This is a genomic window from Dysgonomonas sp. Marseille-P4677, from assembly GCF_016652235.1.
Lineage (GTDB): Bacteria > Bacteroidota > Bacteroidia > Bacteroidales > Dysgonomonadaceae > Dysgonomonas.
Map to the genome: position 1 here is coordinate 44,544 of NZ_JAEPKU010000003.1, position 15,232 is coordinate 59,775.

The following is a 15,232-nucleotide window of genomic DNA, read 5'->3' on the forward strand; positions in this document are numbered from 1 at the left end:
AATAAATAATTATAGATTAATTGATTAATTGATTACAGGTGTCTTCTCTGACGCTTGCGGCGTCTGGTTTCCGCTTCTTTCTTCCGAGCAAAGGCTTCTGCTTCGAAGTCGGTTCCATGCTGTTCCAACAGAGAGGTTATTCCGGCAAAACCCGAATCATCAGGTTGCCTGTCACCTCTGTTTTCCGGAAAATTGTAAAGCTGATGTCCTGAATCTTCCTGTGCTTCCGGCAGGGCTGCCATATTCAGTTCCGGCAAAGGAAGCATAATGTCATTTTTCTCTTCGTTCCTTGCACTCTGACCAGTATGTAAAGTTTCATTCTCACCACTGTTCTGGAAAAGATTGTGAAATACATTGGCAGAATAAGCTTTACCTATTTTTGAGCCATTGACCACTGTGCGAGTCTCGTGGTCAATGAATGTTGCCCCATAAATCCTTCCTTCTTCGTTTTGCCTGAAAACAACACTTATTCCGTTTCGTAACAATTCCGCTTCAAAAGATTCGCGGTTACGGTAGTTACTGATAGCTGTATCAAGGACAGCTTTTGTATGTCCGGTCAGTTGTTTTTCTTTGGCAAGTTTCACTGAAGAGGCTATCTTTTTAGCTAACGCAGCATGCCCGACACTTCTGGCAATGGAGGAAGATTTGATCGGGCTACCGGCCTTATTGCCTTCGCCATCGAGAGCAGAATAAACCAGTCCGCGATAAGGTTTACCGCGAGCCTCTCCGCTTACTTCCTCCACACCAATATTGTATAAGGAGAGTAAGGCTCTGTATTCATTCAGGGATGAAAACCGATAGGACTGCATCAAGGCCTTTACGTTATTAGCAATCTGTTTCTTCACATTGCCCGCACTGTAATCAACCTTTTTTAAGTGGGGTACTTCTTCCTGATAATCCATTTTTCCGGCTGGGTGCAACTTGTATTTTGTTTCCAGTTCCTCCGTTATCTTTTTGGAGCGGTGATAGTTATTGTAGTCGCTGATCTTACGTCCGGTTTCATCCACATTGACACTGACTATATGAATATGTTTTCTTTCCAGATCTTCGTGTTTGAACACGATATAGGGCTGGTCACCGAATCCCATTTTCTGCATGTATTCATCAGCAATGTCCGTAAATTGTTCGTCTGTTAACACATCATCGGGATGCGGATTGAGTGATATATGTAAAATCGGTTCCTCAGTCTTCCTGTTGGCAGCAAGAAAAGGTGCAAAGGACTGATTGCAGAGAAACATATTGTATTTTCCATCCTTGTTTTGCATCACTTTATTGGAGTGAATTATACTGGCAACATCGTTTTCAACCTTACGGTTGTTATACAACAATGTACCGAAAAGGTTGCTACCCGTATTTATTTTTGCAACCATGAAGAGGAATATTTATGTTCAAAATCTTCAATCTGGGCAGATATTTTCCGCTGCAATTCGACCAGTTCAATCGTTACTTTTTCCAGTTTGTAGAGTAATGCGAGTGCTTTTTTCTCCGAAAAATTGGATTTTAGCGTCTTCACTATCTGGTTATAATTCGTACCTATCGCACGAAACTGTCCGTAAAAAGTTGTCAGCCGCATGTAGTAATCCTGCATTCCCTTGTCAATCTGTACAACTTTTACAGGTTGTGAGAAAATACAGGATGTAATAAAATGAGCCTTTACCGTTTGCCTTGACTGCTCGAAGAGCGAGAGAAACTTATCATGCTGTACGGTATTCAGACTGATAGTGTACCTGAAAACGGCAGGGTCTTTTTTAGGAAGCCTGCCGACCTTCCTTTTTCTTGTTTCATCCATCGGGAATTGTTTTGAAAATTATTAATGAATTATGACTCCGGAATAATTCTTCCCCTCCTTTGAGGGGCAAGGCGTTTTGAGCTGCTGAAATTTATTTCAAGCTGCTTAAAACATACCTTGCCATGTTCCTTCTGAACATCGAAATCCACCCACATCCGTGTGCGGATTTGGGGGTCAACTTACGGCTTGTACAAGTAAGTTCCTGAAAAGAAATTATTCCGGCACAAAGTTAAATCCATTGAAAATAAGGTTGATAAATAAGAGATAAGCCAACGGGTGCCAAATACTACCACCGGAAAAAAGTTTTACTTATTTCTACTCACAGATATGAAAAAAGAAAGGTTTTATTTTGAAATAAGGCTAAAAAACGGGGGAGTCAAACAAGAATGTATTTTGCCGTTTAAAAACAAAAAACGATGTTTCTATTTAATTTCTCAAAACCTTTTGCCGGATACAACGTAAAAATGAATATCAACTTTCCCAAAACAACTACCGAAAACAGAAACATCCTACCAACAGGATGCCAACCTGTACCACAGTAGCCTGATTGTTAGCATTGTACAAAAATCATGTATTTACTTTACCAAAGAAACAGGGAAGTCAGGAGTTACTTCCTTACTGAAATGAAATTTTTAATAGTATTGAAATGTATGGGTTGTTTGTAAAAAAATGAGTGATCTGTTGGTTTACTGGTTTATTGTTTTGCTGATGGACTGTTATATCAAAATCTTTTTTTGAAAAATCATAATAATCATTCATTACCAGAGCATTTCTCTTTTTCTGCATTTATGTCAATCCATATTCTGCTGCATAAATAACGGAATACGTTTTTTGAGAATTAAGGATATGGAACCATGCTGATTGAAACGGATACACCTATGATTTTATACATCCGTAAAGAGTAAATCAAATAAGTGAGCGATGAAACGAAGCAAGAAACCGATACTAAAAGAAAGGAACAACAACGTAAAGGAGGGTTTCCCTGCATCCCTGTTTCTGTAATAAAGGAATGTTTTATTAAACTAATTTTTTAATGGTATGGAAAAGAAAACACTATTGGTTGCATTTTCTACTCAAAAGGGAGGAATCGGGAAAAGTGCTTTGACGGTACTTATGGCAAGCTACTTTCATTATGAAAAAGGGTATAATGTTGGCGTTATTGATTGCGATTATCCGCAATACAGTATTTACAAGATGAGGGAAAGGGATAAGGAAATTGTGAGCAAGATCCCGTATTACAAAGAAAAGTCGTATAGCCAGTTTAAGACTCTTGGCAAAAGAAATTATCCGGTTGAGCGAACTCCGGCTCCCCAAGCCATAGAAACTGCAAAAAGGATGATCGACGAATATGTCGGGGGTATTCCGGACATTATATTCATCGATCTTCCGGGAACACTGAACAGCGAGGGAATTGTTCAGACACTGGCATCGCTGGATTATATATTCTCTCCGATCTCAGCCGATAAGATGGTACTACAGTCTACGCTGGAATTTGCCAGTATTATTAATGACCGGATAATAAGCACAGGGAAGAGCCATCTAAGGGGACTTTTCCTTTTGTGGAACATGGTCGATGCCCGTGAAAAATCCGATTTATACAAGGTCTATGAGGATGGTATCGGTGAACTCGGACTGTCCGTTATGAAAAATTTCCTGCCTGACACCAAACGTTATCGTCATGAAATGACCGAACTGATTGCTCCGATTTTCAGGTCTACGCTCTTTCCGGTCGATAAAAGACTGATAAGAGGCAGCAAGCTTGACTTACTGGCCGATGAAATAGAAGAATTGATAAACATTAAACAGTAAGGCATATGGCAAAACGGAGTGATGGGATAAGTAAAGTCGATGATATAGACGAAAAAGAATTTTTGAGTATTCTTGACGGCAGGGCTACACCTTCAGCATTACCCAAAAGAGAAAATACTGATCTTCCTGCTCAGGAAATAGAAATGACTGAAGAAGCTGTCAGGAAATACGGTGATCAGGAAGAAAAAGAAGTCGTGCCGAAGCGTACCCACAAGAGAAAGAAAAACGGCGAATATCTTGATGCTTTCTTAAAACCCAGAGTGCTGAAGCAGCGTCAAAGTGTCTATATCAGTCAGGATGTACACGAGTTTATATCAAAGATTGTCAATAAACTTGGTGATAGAAATATGACAGTCGGTGTATTTATTGATACAGTAATGATGCAGCACATCAGGGAACATATGGACGAACTGAAAGCCATTTATTACAGAGAAGAAGGAGATATTTTCAAGAACATAGTAAACAACAATGAAGATGATTGAAACACATGAGCTCATATTAATCCTGATTGTCTATACGGCAATTCTACTGCTTGTGATCTTTTACATTTATCCTTGTTTGAAAAGGTTGTTGAAACGGAAAATATCTATCTCGATTCAAATAAATGCAGGATATAAAGGAGGAAAAGTAAAAGAGATGCAACCCGAAAGAAAGGAGGAATTTCCATCTGTCCTGGGAAAGACCAAATTTGTCCTGAGCCAACCACTACCTAATACTGCAACGGATTCGGGAACTGAAAATCGTAAGGAAAAAGAAGATACATTTGCCCCCGAAACGCAAAATCCAAAGGTGAAGACCGTCGATTATGAAACAGGCGAAGGTATTGAAATTCCAGAGGAAAACGAGGATGTTTCCGATCTTGATTTGAATCAGGAAGACGAAGACATTGGGATGAAAAGCATGCCGGAAGAAGCTAGCGGGATTGACTTCAACGATATGGGCAAAACAGCAAGAACGGTAAGCAATCCGGAAGGCAGTAGCGGGCAGGACGAAGAATTGGCAGGAAAGGTCTTATCAGAAAACAAATATACAGGACTGGTAAAGTCGATGCAGGATGTCCGTCCCGAATATGCCAGACGAATAACGGAACTTATGGACAGGCATGAGCAGAAGCTGGCGGAGAGGCAAAACCGAGGGATCAGAACAAGCCCGAGAAAACAAAAAATGTATGAATCCGAGGATTATAAAAATTTCAATATTGATGAGATCTCGTAACAAATATGAAAGGAGGTGTAAATGAAAAAATAAGAGTTTAATGTATGTACCGCGGAAAGATATTCTTGTGTCGGGACTATTCACCCCGTTGGAACACAGATCATCTTAACAATTATCCACAAATTAATTCAAAGTTAAACCATGTCAGGGAAAGCAGGGGAACGATAAAAGATGTTCCCCGCTACCTGACTTAAAAGCATTTTTATGTCTGAAAAAAATAAAAACAGCGTTCATAAAAAGTTCTTTATACTGGTTGCACTGGCTCTGACAACAGCCAGTGGCTTCGCACAAGGCAACGGAATGGCCGGTATCAATGATGCCACAAGTATGGTTACCGGTTATTTCGATCCCATCACCAAATTGATTTATGCCATTGGTGCTGTTCTGGGACTTGTCGGCGGGGTTAAGGTATATTCCAAATTTCAATCCGGCGATCCTGATACAAGTAAAACCGCAGCCAGCTGGTTCGGGGGGTGTATCTTCCTGATTGTTACCGCGACAATTCTTCGTTCATTCTTCCTCTAATCTATGGTGGAATTTAATATCAACAAGGGCATTGGCCGTCCGGCTGAATTTAAGGGTTTGAAGGCTCAATACCTTTTTATATTCGTCGGCGGCCTGCTTGCCGTCTTTGTGGTAACGGTAGTTATTTATATGATTGGCATTCCACAAATGATATGTGTCGGGTTTGGTGCAATTTCCGGTTCTGTTCTCGTATGGACCACTTTCCACTTGAATGGCAAATACGGACAATACGGACTTTTGAAAGTGCAGGCAAGGAAAAACCATCCGCAGCATATCAGTAACAGGAGGCGGTTGCAACGACTTTTCGCACGTATTAATAAATAAGGAGGGTAAAGAATGAGAAATACATCGAAAATAACAACATTGGAGAATAAGTTTCCTATCCTTTCCGTTGAGCATGGCTGTATCATCAGTAAGGACGCAGATATAACCGTCGGTTTTACGGTGGAACTGCCCGAAGTCTATTCGGTAACTACTGAAGAATATACGGCCATTCATTCCGCATGGGCGAAAGCAATCAAGGTACTGCCGGATTATTCCATCGTTTGCAAACAGGATTGGTTTACCGAGGAAAGCTACAAGGCAAATACGGATAAAGATGACATGAGTTTCCTGAGCAAATCTTACGAACGCCATTTTAATGAACGTCCGTTTCTGAATCATACCTGTTACTTGTTTCTGACAAAAACAACGAAAGAAAGAGCGAAACAACAAAGTAACTACACGGCTCTGACCCGTGGTTTTCTCGTGCCAAAGGAAATGCAGGATAAGGAAACGGCTCAGAAATTTCTGGAAGCAGTCGATCAGTTTGAACGGATAATGAACGATTCGGGTTTCATAAGCCTGAAACGTCTGACAACCGATGAGATCACCGGTGATGGACACGATGTCGGGATTATTGAGAAATACTTTTCCCTGATGGGAGATACTGTTTCACTGAAAGATATTTCACTCGGAGCAGGAGAAATGAAAATAGGTGATAATTTCCTTTGCGTACACACATTAAGTGACACGGATGATCTGCCGGGCAAGGTTTATACCGACAGCCGCTACGAACGCCTATCAACGGACAGGAGTGATTGCCGTTTGTCGTTTGCAGCTCCCATCGGAGTGTTGCTTTCCTGCAATCATGTGGTGAATCAGTATATTTTTATTGATGACCATACGGAAAACTTAAAAAAGTTTGAAAAGCAGGCGAAGAATATGCACTCACTCGGACGCTACAGCCGTTCAAACCAAATTAATCGTGAATGGATTGAAGATTACCTGAACGAAGCACACAGCTTCGGACTGACTTCGGTACGTTGCCATGTAAATGTTATGGCATGGGCTGATAATCAGGAAGATTTGAAGCGTGTTAAAAATGATGTAGGAAGCCAGCTGGCTCTTATGGAATGTAAGCCCCGACATAATACCATTGATGTCCCCTCGCTCTTTTGGGCAGGGATAGCAGGCAATCAGGGCGATTTTCCGGCAGAAGAAAGTTTCTATACTTTCATGGAGCAGGCATTATGTTTCTTTATTGAGGAAACAAACTATCGCGATTCACTTTCTCCTTTCGGCATCAAAATGGCAGACCGGAACGGGAAACCTGTGCATTTGGATATTTCGGACTTGCCAATGAAAAGAGGAATTATCACGAACCGAAACAAGTTTATTCTGGGGCCAAGCGGTTCGGGAAAATCCTTTTTCACGAATCACCTTGTCCGGCAGTATTATGAACAGGGAACACATGTTTTGCTTGTGGATACAGGTAATTCCTACGAAGGTTTATGCAACCTGATTCATAATAAAACAAAGGGAGATGACGGAGTGTACTTTACCTATACGGAAGAAAATCCAATCTCGTTCAATCCGTTTTATACCGAAGACGGGGTGTTCGATATTGAAAAAAGAGAAAGCATTAAAACGCTGATCCTTACCCTCTGGAAACAGGAACATGAAAAACCTTCGGGAGCGGAAAGTGTGGCACTGTCCAATGCAGTCAACGAATACATCACCCTGATAAAGAATGACAAGAGTATCATGCCTTGCTTCAATACCTTCTACGAGTTTATCAAAGGCGAATACCGTACAAGTATCAGTGATAAAAAGGTAAGGGAGAAGGATTTTGATATTGATAATTTCCTTTTTATCCTCGAACCGTTTTATAAGGGAGGCGAATACGATTACCTGTTGAACTCTGATCAGGAACTGGATTTGCTGAACAAGCGTTTTATTGTATTCGAAATTGATAAGGTGAAGGACAATCCTGTGCTTTTTCCCATCATCACGATTATTATTATGGAGGTGTTTATCAACAAAATGCGCCGTCTGAAAGGTGTCAGAAAGATGATATTGCTGGAAGAAGCCTGGAAGGCAATAGCTACCGATTCAATGGCAATGTATCTGAAATATCTGTTCAAAACTGTCCGTAAGTTTTTTGGTGAGGCTGTAGTCGTTACGCAGGAGGTGGACGATATAATCCATTCTCCGATTGTTAAGGAAGCCATCATTACAAACTCCGATTGCAAGATTTTGCTTGACCAGCGAAAGTATATGAATAAATTCGATGGTATCCAGAATATGCTCGGACTGACAGATAAAGAGCGCGGGCAAATACTCTCCATCAATATGGCAAATGATCCGGGCAGACTTTACAAGGAGGTCTGGATCGGTCTGGGAGGAATGCAATCGGCTGTATATGCAACGGAAGTTTCACGAAGCGAATACCTGACCTACACTACCGAAGAAACAGAAAAAGTTGAGGTCTTCCGTCTTGCCGAACAGTTAGGCGGAGATCTGGAACTTGCCATTAAACGGCTTTCCGTGAAGGGGGAAGAATAAGAGTTTATTAATCAGTAATTTATTATTAAAGATCAAAGTTGATATGAGAATAAAAATTTTCATGTTATGTGCAAGCTGTATGTTTGCCTTAACACAAGCCAAAGCACAATGGGTCGTTGCCGATCCGGGCAATCTGGCACAGGGGATTATCAATACCACCAAAGAAATTGTACAAACATCGAGTACTGCAAACAATATGCTAAACAATTTCAAGGAGGTTCAAAAGGTTTATAATCAGGGTAAGGAATACTACGATGCGCTCAAGAAAGTAAATAATCTTGTCAAGGATGCAAGAAAAGTGCAGAAAACAATCCTGATGGTCGGCGACATTACCGATATCTATGTGAACAGTTTTGAAAAGATGCTTACCGATGACAATTTTACGGTAGAGGAACTGGCAGCCATAGCCAACGGCTATACAAAACTGCTTAACGAATCTGATGATATATTGCAGGAACTCAAAGGGGTTGTGAACGCCAGTACACTCTCTCTTTCCGACAAAGAACGGATGGAAGTTATTGACGGGGCATACAATAAGATGCTGGAGTTTCGTAATCTGGTGAAATATTATACCAATAAAAATATTTCCGTATCCCTGCTTCGGGCAAAGGAAAAGAACTCTACCCAGCGTGTTCTGGATTTGTACGGAAATGAAAATGACAGATACTGGTAATCTATGGAGTTTGACAATATCCATCAGATACTCCGTGATCTGTACAATGACATGATGCCTTTGTGCGGCGACCTCATCGGGGTCGCCAAAGGCATTGCCGGAATCGGAGCATTGCTTTATGTCGCTTCCCGCGTATGGCAAAGCATTGCACGGGCAGAGCAGATTGATGTATATCCCCTGTTGCGTCCTTTCGCCATCGGCATTTGCATAATGTTCTTTCCTACACTGGTTCTGGGAACGATAAACAGCATATTAAATCCCGTCGTACAGGGTGCACATGGCATCTTAGGACAGCAGACACTGGATATGAGAACATTGGCAGAAACGAAAGACAAACTCGAAATCGAACAGAAAAAACGAAATAAGGAAACCGCCTATCTGGTCGATCAGAATGAATTTGACAAGAAGCTGGAAGAACTCGGGATAATGGATACACCAGAGATGGCGGGAATGTACATTGAACGTGCTTTCTACGACATGAAGAAATGGTTCCAAAGCCTGTTTCGCTCTTTTCTGGAAACTCTCTTTAATGCAGCAGCCCTGATAATTGATGTGATACGGACATTCTTTTTGATAGTTTTAGCCATTCTGGGACCAATAGCCTTTGCCATATCCGTCTTCGACGGCTTCCAGTCGACGCTCATTCAGTGGCTCACCCGTTATGTAGGCGTATATATGTGGCTTCCCGTATCGGATTTATTCAGTTCCATAATGGCTCGCTTACAAGTCCGTATGCTCGAAAGTGATATTGCCCGTATGCAAGCTGATCCGGCTTATTCTCTGGATGCTTCAGACGGTGTGTATGTGGTTTTCCTGCTCATTGGGATAGTAGGATTCTTTACGATTCCGACTGTTGCCGGATGGATTATTCAGGCAGGAGGAATGGGCAATTTCGGAAAAAATGTCAATCAATCCGCTTCGAAAACGGCGTCAATGGCTGGTGCCGGAGCAGGTGCGGCAGGCGGAAACATTACGGGAAGATTAAAAGGCGGAGGGAGTTCCGGCAATAGCAGTTCCGGAAGCGGAGGAGGCAACGGCAGTCAGCCTCAGGGACGGAACTATTCTACAGGAAGGCAGCCCGATTCTTCCAGGACTCCCTAAATATTACAGGTATTCATTTATAACAGTCAAACATTTTAGAAACAAATAAGAATAATGGAATTTAAGTCATTAAAAAATATCGAAACAAGTTTCCGGCAAATCAGGCTTTTCAGTATCATATTTCTTTGTCTGTGTGCAATAGTCGCCGGATATTCCATATGGTGCGCCTACGGCTTTGCCGAAAAACAGAGGGAGAAAATATATGTGCTGGATGGAGGCAAATCACTGATGCTTGCCCTTTCGCAAGACCTTTCACAAAATCGTCCGGTTGAAGCACGGGAACATGTCAAACGTTTTCATGAATTGTTTTTCACCTTGTCTCCCGATAAAAGTGCAATAGAAAGCAATATACAACGTGCAATGGTGCTTTGTGATAAAACTGCCTTCAATTATTATAAAGACATGGCTGAAAAAGGGTATTATAATCGCATAATATCGGGAAATATCATTCAGAATGTGATTGTAGACAGTATTAAGTGTAACTACGATGTATATCCGTATCAGATTGTCACCTATGCCCGACAAGTCATAATCAGGGAAAGTAACCTGACAGAACGCTCCCTTATAACTACCTGTCAGTTGCTTAACACATCCCGTTCGGACAATAACCCTCACGGCTTCTTTATGGAGAATTTCGACATAAAAGAAAATAAGGACATCATGACTGTTGACCGCTAATATACCTCCGGAAATGAAATATATCAGGCATATTTTCAAAGAAATCGGGTACACTGCCGGTGATTTTCTACGGCGGATTTGCGGAGGACTTTCCCCCGATGCCCGTCTAACAGTCATCCTGTCAATGCTATTGATTTTCACCATAGGCAATTTGTATTTCACGATCTCCACCATATATAATTGGGGACGTAAGAACGGGAAAAAGGAGATCCCCGAAGTACAGCATATCGAGGGTGTCGGCATTATGAAGTCCGGTGTTCAGCGCGACACGATCTATCCGGATTCATCTACAGGAAAAGGACAGTACAAACAAAAATTTCAATAAACGATGAAAAAAGAACATGAGAAAACAGATCCTGCCAGAGAGCAGGAACAGATGAAACGGAAGCAGCAACTGAAGAAATACGGTTTCTTCGCTCTCATCGGAATTATCTTTCTGGGTGCATTGTATCTGATTTTTGCCCCGTCTTCGACAGATAAGGAAAAGGATCAACAGGGAAAAGGCTTTAATACGGAAATACCCGACCCGAACAATTCAGGGCTTATCGGCGACAAGCAAAAAGCCTATGAACAGGAAGCTCTAATGCTCAACAGAAGTAACAAACGTAAATCGCTGGAAGATTTTTCTTCTCTCGTTGGGGAAGACAAGGAGACGATAAAGGAGAATGTAGTAGAAATAACGGGAGACAAAACCAACCGTAACGGTTCTCCTTCTGAAAATGCTGTCAGGAATTCGGCTTCTTCTTACCGGAACATCAGCAATACATTGAGTAGCTTCTATGATGAGCCGGCCACGGAAGTGGACGAACAGTCGCAACTTGCTCTAGAATGGCGTATTCAGGAATTAGAGCGCAAACTGGAAGAAGAATCCGTGAAAAAAGATGCTGTTGACGACCAGTTGGCTATCATGGAGAAATCCTATCAGTTAGCTGCCAAATACATGCCTGGCGGACAAGGCCAATCAATACCTCCAAAGCAAACGGCAGAACAGGAGGAGATTACTCTTGAAGCGGGAAATACGCAAAGCAATGCCTCTTATAATAAGGGCAGGAATGATAAAACGCAAGTCTCAGTGATCAAACAAGTTCAGGAACAGACGGTATCATCTTTGGCTCAAAAGATTTCCAATCCGGAATTTATCGCAACCTTCAACCAGCCTCGCAACATGGGATTTAATACAATGGATGCCAATATCGGGGTGAACGAAAAGAATACCATATCAGCAGTCATACACGACGACCAGACCCTGATCAGCGGGCAGAGTGTACGGATCAGGTTGACGGAAGCCATGATAGCCGGAACCACGGTTATTCCTGTCCATTCTCTTTTGACGGGTACCGCCGCACTGCAAGGCGAAAGGCTCGGTATTTCCATAAACGCCATAGAACTGGGCGGTACGATTATTCCGGTAGAAATCATTGTCTGTGATTCTGACGGGCAAAGGGGGATATTCATTCCTAATTCTTTGGAACTGGAGGCTGCCAAAGAAATCGCAGCCAATATGGGAAGCTCTGTCGGTACAAGTTTTACGATAACCGACAATGCACAGGAACAGATAACAGCAGATCTGACCAAAGGAGCAATACAAGGAGTAAGCCAGTATATGCAAAAGAAGATACGACAGGTTAAAGTCCACCTGAAAGGTGGTTATAGAGTGCTTCTTCTGCCAAAACAAAACTAATTATCAAACCTATTTATCCACAAATTAATTTAAAGTAAAACAAGAAAATGAAAAAGTCTTATTTAATGCTCGCTTTGGCGACAACGGTATTGTCTGTTCATGCACAGACTGAGTATGATCCGGCTGTAACGATCCATCAAACATCCGAAGAGATGCAGGAAGAGCTACAACAGGTCTTGAAGCCAACATTCGGCGATTATTACGAAGGTCTGACAAAGAAAATAACCTTCGACAGAATGATTCCTCCTTACGGACTGGAAGTAACTTTCGACAAAACGGTACATGTTATTTTCCCTTCATCAATCCGCTATGTAGACTTGGGTTCTAACAATATTATTGCGGGAAAAGCAGGAAATTCTGAAAACATTCTCCGCGTGAAAGCATCCATCAGAGGTTTTGAAACGGAAACCAATCTGGCCGTAATTACGGACGAAGGAAGTTATTATACCTTCAATGTAAAGTATGCGGATGAGCCGGAAAAACTCAATGTCGAGATGTGTGACTTCATGCACGATGGTATTGCAACCAATCGTCCGAACAATTCGCTTGATATCTACCTGAAAGAACTAGGAAATGAATCGCCCCGTGTCGTGTACCTTATCAACCGTGCGATTTACAAGGACAATAAACGCCATATCAAACACATCGGCGGAAAACGTTTTGGTATCCAATACTCTTTGAAAGGAATTTATTCGCACAATAATCTGTTGTATCTGCATACTCAGATTAAAAATGCAACCAACGTTCCGTTTGATATAGATTTTGTACGCATGAAAATTGTAGACAGAAAGGTCAGTAAGCGTACTGCAATACAGGAAACGGTTATTTATCCGCTTCGTGCCTTCAATTTTATGACAATGGTAGGTGCCAATCAGACAGAGCGAACAGTTTTTGCATTGGATAAAATCACAATTCCCGCCGACAAGCTACTTATAATTGAGGTTTTTGAAAAGAATGGCGGACGCAATCAGGCCTTTACCATCGAGAATGCAGACCTGATCCGTGCCCGACAAATCAACGAATTAAAAGTCCACTAATGAAGAAATCAGATAAGAAAGAGCAGGAACGAAACAGGTTTTGTGTCCTGCCTAACGGGAATATTTTATGTAAACGGACAGTCTTATTGATGATTGTGTACCTTGCCCTCATCGGGCAGGCACATGCCCAACGCTGCCTGCCGGGACAGAAAGGGGTACAGTTTACGGCAAGTGCAGTAGACGGATTCCATTTGGAAAAAGGCGACAAACAGGCCTTTTCCGGAGGAATAGCCCTTGCCTCCTATACCGAAAACGGTAACCGCTGGGTATTTGGTGGTGAATATCTTCAAAAATCCCATCAGTATAAAACAGAGTTGATACCCGCAGTCCAATTTACACTGGATGGAGGATATTACTATAAATTTCTGAGCAATCCGGGAAAAACATTCTTTTTCTCTGTCGGAGCTTCTGCCATGGCAGGGTATGAAACGGTGAATTGGGGCAGATCCCTGCTGTTTGACGGCTCAACCATCACGAGCGATGACAGCTTTCTATACGGCGGTGCAGTAACGTTTGAGATTGAAACATACCTCTCTGACCGGATCGTGCTGCTGCTTCATGTTCGGGAACGGATACTGGGCGGTTCTTCCATCAACCTTTTCCACACACAGATCGGAACAGGATTGAAATTCATCATTAATTAGTTGTCTGACAAAAAAGAATAAAAAGATGAGAAAATATTTTTCTTACATACTATTTACGCTATTGCTTGCTGCAATAGCGTGTGCCTGTAGCGATGATATTAATATCCGTCAGGATTATGAATTTACGGTTACCCATCTGCCTGTCCCGAAAAGGCTGCAAGTAAATGAAGTTGCCGAAATACGTTGTACGCTGCACCGTGAAGGGGAGTATGATGATACGCAGTATTTTCTCCGCTATTTCCAATATGATGGAAAAGGGGAGTTGTGGATGGACGGTGAAAGTCCGTTTCTGCCGAATGATACTTACAGACTGAAAAACAGAACTTTCAGATTGTACTTCCGTTCCCATTCAGAAGATGCGCACAATATTGAAGTGGTCTTTTTCGATAATTTAGGGAAGGAATATCCTCTTTCTTTTACCTTCAACAATGAACAAGCGGACGGGGAGAAGCAAACTGGTGAAGCCCTGAATGAAGAATAATTACAGCAATATGACATTTATTCTGTGTTACATCCTGTTCGCTATCTCTGTCAATACCTGTGCATATATAGCCTGTCTTGGTGCTAAAACAGATATTGAGCTGTGGGGAGAAGAAATTGAATAAACATTTAAGATAAGTTTCGCCTAATACAAAAGCGGGACTTATCTTTTTTAGTTCATGGACATATCTTTGGACTGTTCTATCAAGAACTGCTCTATGGTCATTTCCTCAACATTCGTCGCTTTACTTTTCAGGGCATATTTTTCAATAAGTTCTTTCAGGTATTCGGTTGGAAGATGCAGATATACCGAGAAATCTTCATGGTAAGTCAGTCCGAAACCTATCATTACCCCATCTTCCTCATCTTCATGTTTGAGCATGAAAACAAAATAGTTTTTTTCATTTCCGGCTTGAATGTTCAGAATAATTTCAGCTTCCGAAAGGGCTTGTATCGGAGGATTGTTTTCATCTGTTATTTCATATTCATAATCTATCCAGCCGAATTTACGGTAGGAAGTAAACAGCTCCCGAAGTTCTGCTGTCGTCAGATGGGTCATGTCGTAAAATACTTCAGCCATGATTTTATGAAATAAACTTTTATCAAAGGTAATATCTGCCGGATGATTTTAGCTACTTTTTGGGGAAGAAATCGCTTTTCAGAATGTTAATGATAAAATTACATGCGCATGAAAATTATTTTTCTTCCGTATGAAAATATTTTTTTGTCAGGGAGAAAATTTGATTTGTTACACATACAAAAAATATGCTTATC

18 protein-coding genes are annotated in these 15,232 nt (G+C 41.5%); 15 read left to right on the plus strand and 3 right to left on the minus strand.

Features of this window, described 5'->3' with window-relative positions:
- Positions 1-32 precede the first annotated feature (32 nt).
- On the minus strand, positions 33-1,370 hold the full coding sequence (gene mobB, locus JGH11_RS01570; protein WP_201109806.1) for a conjugal transfer protein MobB: 1,338 nt from the start codon (positions 1,368-1,370) through the stop codon (positions 33-35).
- A complete protein-coding gene (gene mobA / locus JGH11_RS01575; protein WP_201109807.1) occupies positions 1,355-1,789 on the minus strand; it encodes a conjugal transfer protein MobA in 435 nt (144 codons plus the stop codon). Before mobA ends, mobB begins: the two co-directional genes overlap by 16 nt.
- 416 nt (positions 1,790-2,205) lie before the next feature.
- On the opposite strand from mobA, the gene JGH11_RS20435 reads away from it, so the two are divergent.
- From JGH11_RS20435 to JGH11_RS01645, 15 genes are all read left to right on the plus strand, one after another.
- The gene (locus JGH11_RS20435; RefSeq protein ID WP_255561523.1) at positions 2,206-2,331 is read left to right on the plus strand and encodes a hypothetical protein; all 126 of its coding nucleotides are present in this window, start codon (positions 2,206-2,208) and stop codon (positions 2,329-2,331) included.
- A 496-nt stretch (positions 2,332-2,827) separates the two neighbouring features.
- A complete protein-coding gene (locus tag JGH11_RS01580; protein ID WP_201109808.1) occupies positions 2,828-3,598 on the plus strand; it encodes a ParA family protein in 771 nt (256 codons plus the stop codon).
- A gap of 5 nt (positions 3,599-3,603) precedes the next feature.
- A complete protein-coding gene (locus tag JGH11_RS01585; RefSeq protein WP_201109809.1) occupies positions 3,604-4,080 on the plus strand; it encodes a DUF3408 domain-containing protein in 477 nt (158 codons plus the stop codon).
- Positions 4,073-4,813: a hypothetical protein gene (locus JGH11_RS01590; protein WP_201109810.1), complete on the plus strand. Its 741-nt coding sequence runs from the start codon at positions 4,073-4,075 to the stop codon at positions 4,811-4,813. The genes JGH11_RS01585 and JGH11_RS01590 overlap by 8 nt, the downstream gene beginning before the upstream one ends.
- A 204-nt stretch (positions 4,814-5,017) precedes the next feature.
- Positions 5,018-5,338, plus strand: a complete 321-nt coding sequence (locus JGH11_RS01595; RefSeq protein WP_201109811.1) for a DUF4134 domain-containing protein — start codon at positions 5,018-5,020, stop codon at positions 5,336-5,338.
- 3 nt (positions 5,339-5,341) lie between these two features.
- A complete protein-coding gene (locus JGH11_RS01600; RefSeq protein WP_201109812.1) occupies positions 5,342-5,662 on the plus strand; it encodes a DUF4133 domain-containing protein in 321 nt (106 codons plus the stop codon).
- A gap of 12 nt (positions 5,663-5,674) precedes the next feature.
- Positions 5,675-8,164 (plus strand): TraG family conjugative transposon ATPase, encoded by a 2,490-nt coding sequence (locus tag JGH11_RS01605; RefSeq protein ID WP_201109813.1) that lies wholly within the window; start codon positions 5,675-5,677, stop codon positions 8,162-8,164.
- A 43-nt stretch (positions 8,165-8,207) separates the two neighbouring features.
- The gene (locus JGH11_RS01610; RefSeq protein ID WP_201109814.1) at positions 8,208-8,837 is read left to right on the plus strand and encodes a DUF4141 domain-containing protein; all 630 of its coding nucleotides are present in this window, start codon (positions 8,208-8,210) and stop codon (positions 8,835-8,837) included.
- 3 nt (positions 8,838-8,840) lie between these two features.
- Positions 8,841-9,938: a conjugative transposon protein TraJ gene (gene traJ, locus JGH11_RS01615; protein WP_201109815.1), complete on the plus strand. Its 1,098-nt coding sequence runs from the start codon at positions 8,841-8,843 to the stop codon at positions 9,936-9,938.
- A gap of 54 nt (positions 9,939-9,992) precedes the next feature.
- On the plus strand, positions 9,993-10,616 hold the full coding sequence (gene traK / locus JGH11_RS01620) for a conjugative transposon protein TraK (protein ID WP_201109816.1): 624 nt from the start codon (positions 9,993-9,995) through the stop codon (positions 10,614-10,616).
- Positions 10,617-10,629: 13 nt separating this feature from the next.
- Positions 10,630-10,941: a TraL conjugative transposon family protein gene (locus JGH11_RS01625; RefSeq protein ID WP_201109817.1), complete on the plus strand. Its 312-nt coding sequence runs from the start codon at positions 10,630-10,632 to the stop codon at positions 10,939-10,941.
- 3 nt (positions 10,942-10,944) lie between these two features.
- Complete coding sequence (gene traM, locus JGH11_RS01630; protein WP_201109818.1) at positions 10,945-12,297, plus strand: conjugative transposon protein TraM; 1,353 nt, start codon at positions 10,945-10,947, stop codon at positions 12,295-12,297.
- Positions 12,298-12,344: 47 nt separating this feature from the next.
- On the plus strand, positions 12,345-13,334 hold the full coding sequence (traN, locus tag JGH11_RS01635) for a conjugative transposon protein TraN (RefSeq protein WP_201109819.1): 990 nt from the start codon (positions 12,345-12,347) through the stop codon (positions 13,332-13,334).
- An 89-nt stretch (positions 13,335-13,423) separates the two neighbouring features.
- Positions 13,424-13,978, plus strand: a complete 555-nt coding sequence (locus tag JGH11_RS01640; RefSeq protein WP_236263826.1) for a conjugal transfer protein TraO — start codon at positions 13,424-13,426, stop codon at positions 13,976-13,978.
- A gap of 61 nt (positions 13,979-14,039) precedes the next feature.
- Positions 14,040-14,459 (plus strand): DUF3872 domain-containing protein, encoded by a 420-nt coding sequence (locus tag JGH11_RS01645; RefSeq protein ID WP_236263823.1) that lies wholly within the window; start codon positions 14,040-14,042, stop codon positions 14,457-14,459.
- Positions 14,460-14,630: 171 nt separating this feature from the next.
- Here JGH11_RS01645 and JGH11_RS01650 read toward each other — a convergent pair whose 3' ends face one another.
- Positions 14,631-15,038 (minus strand): hypothetical protein, encoded by a 408-nt coding sequence (locus JGH11_RS01650; RefSeq protein WP_201109822.1) that lies wholly within the window; start codon positions 15,036-15,038, stop codon positions 14,631-14,633.
- Positions 15,039-15,232 lie beyond the last annotated feature (194 nt).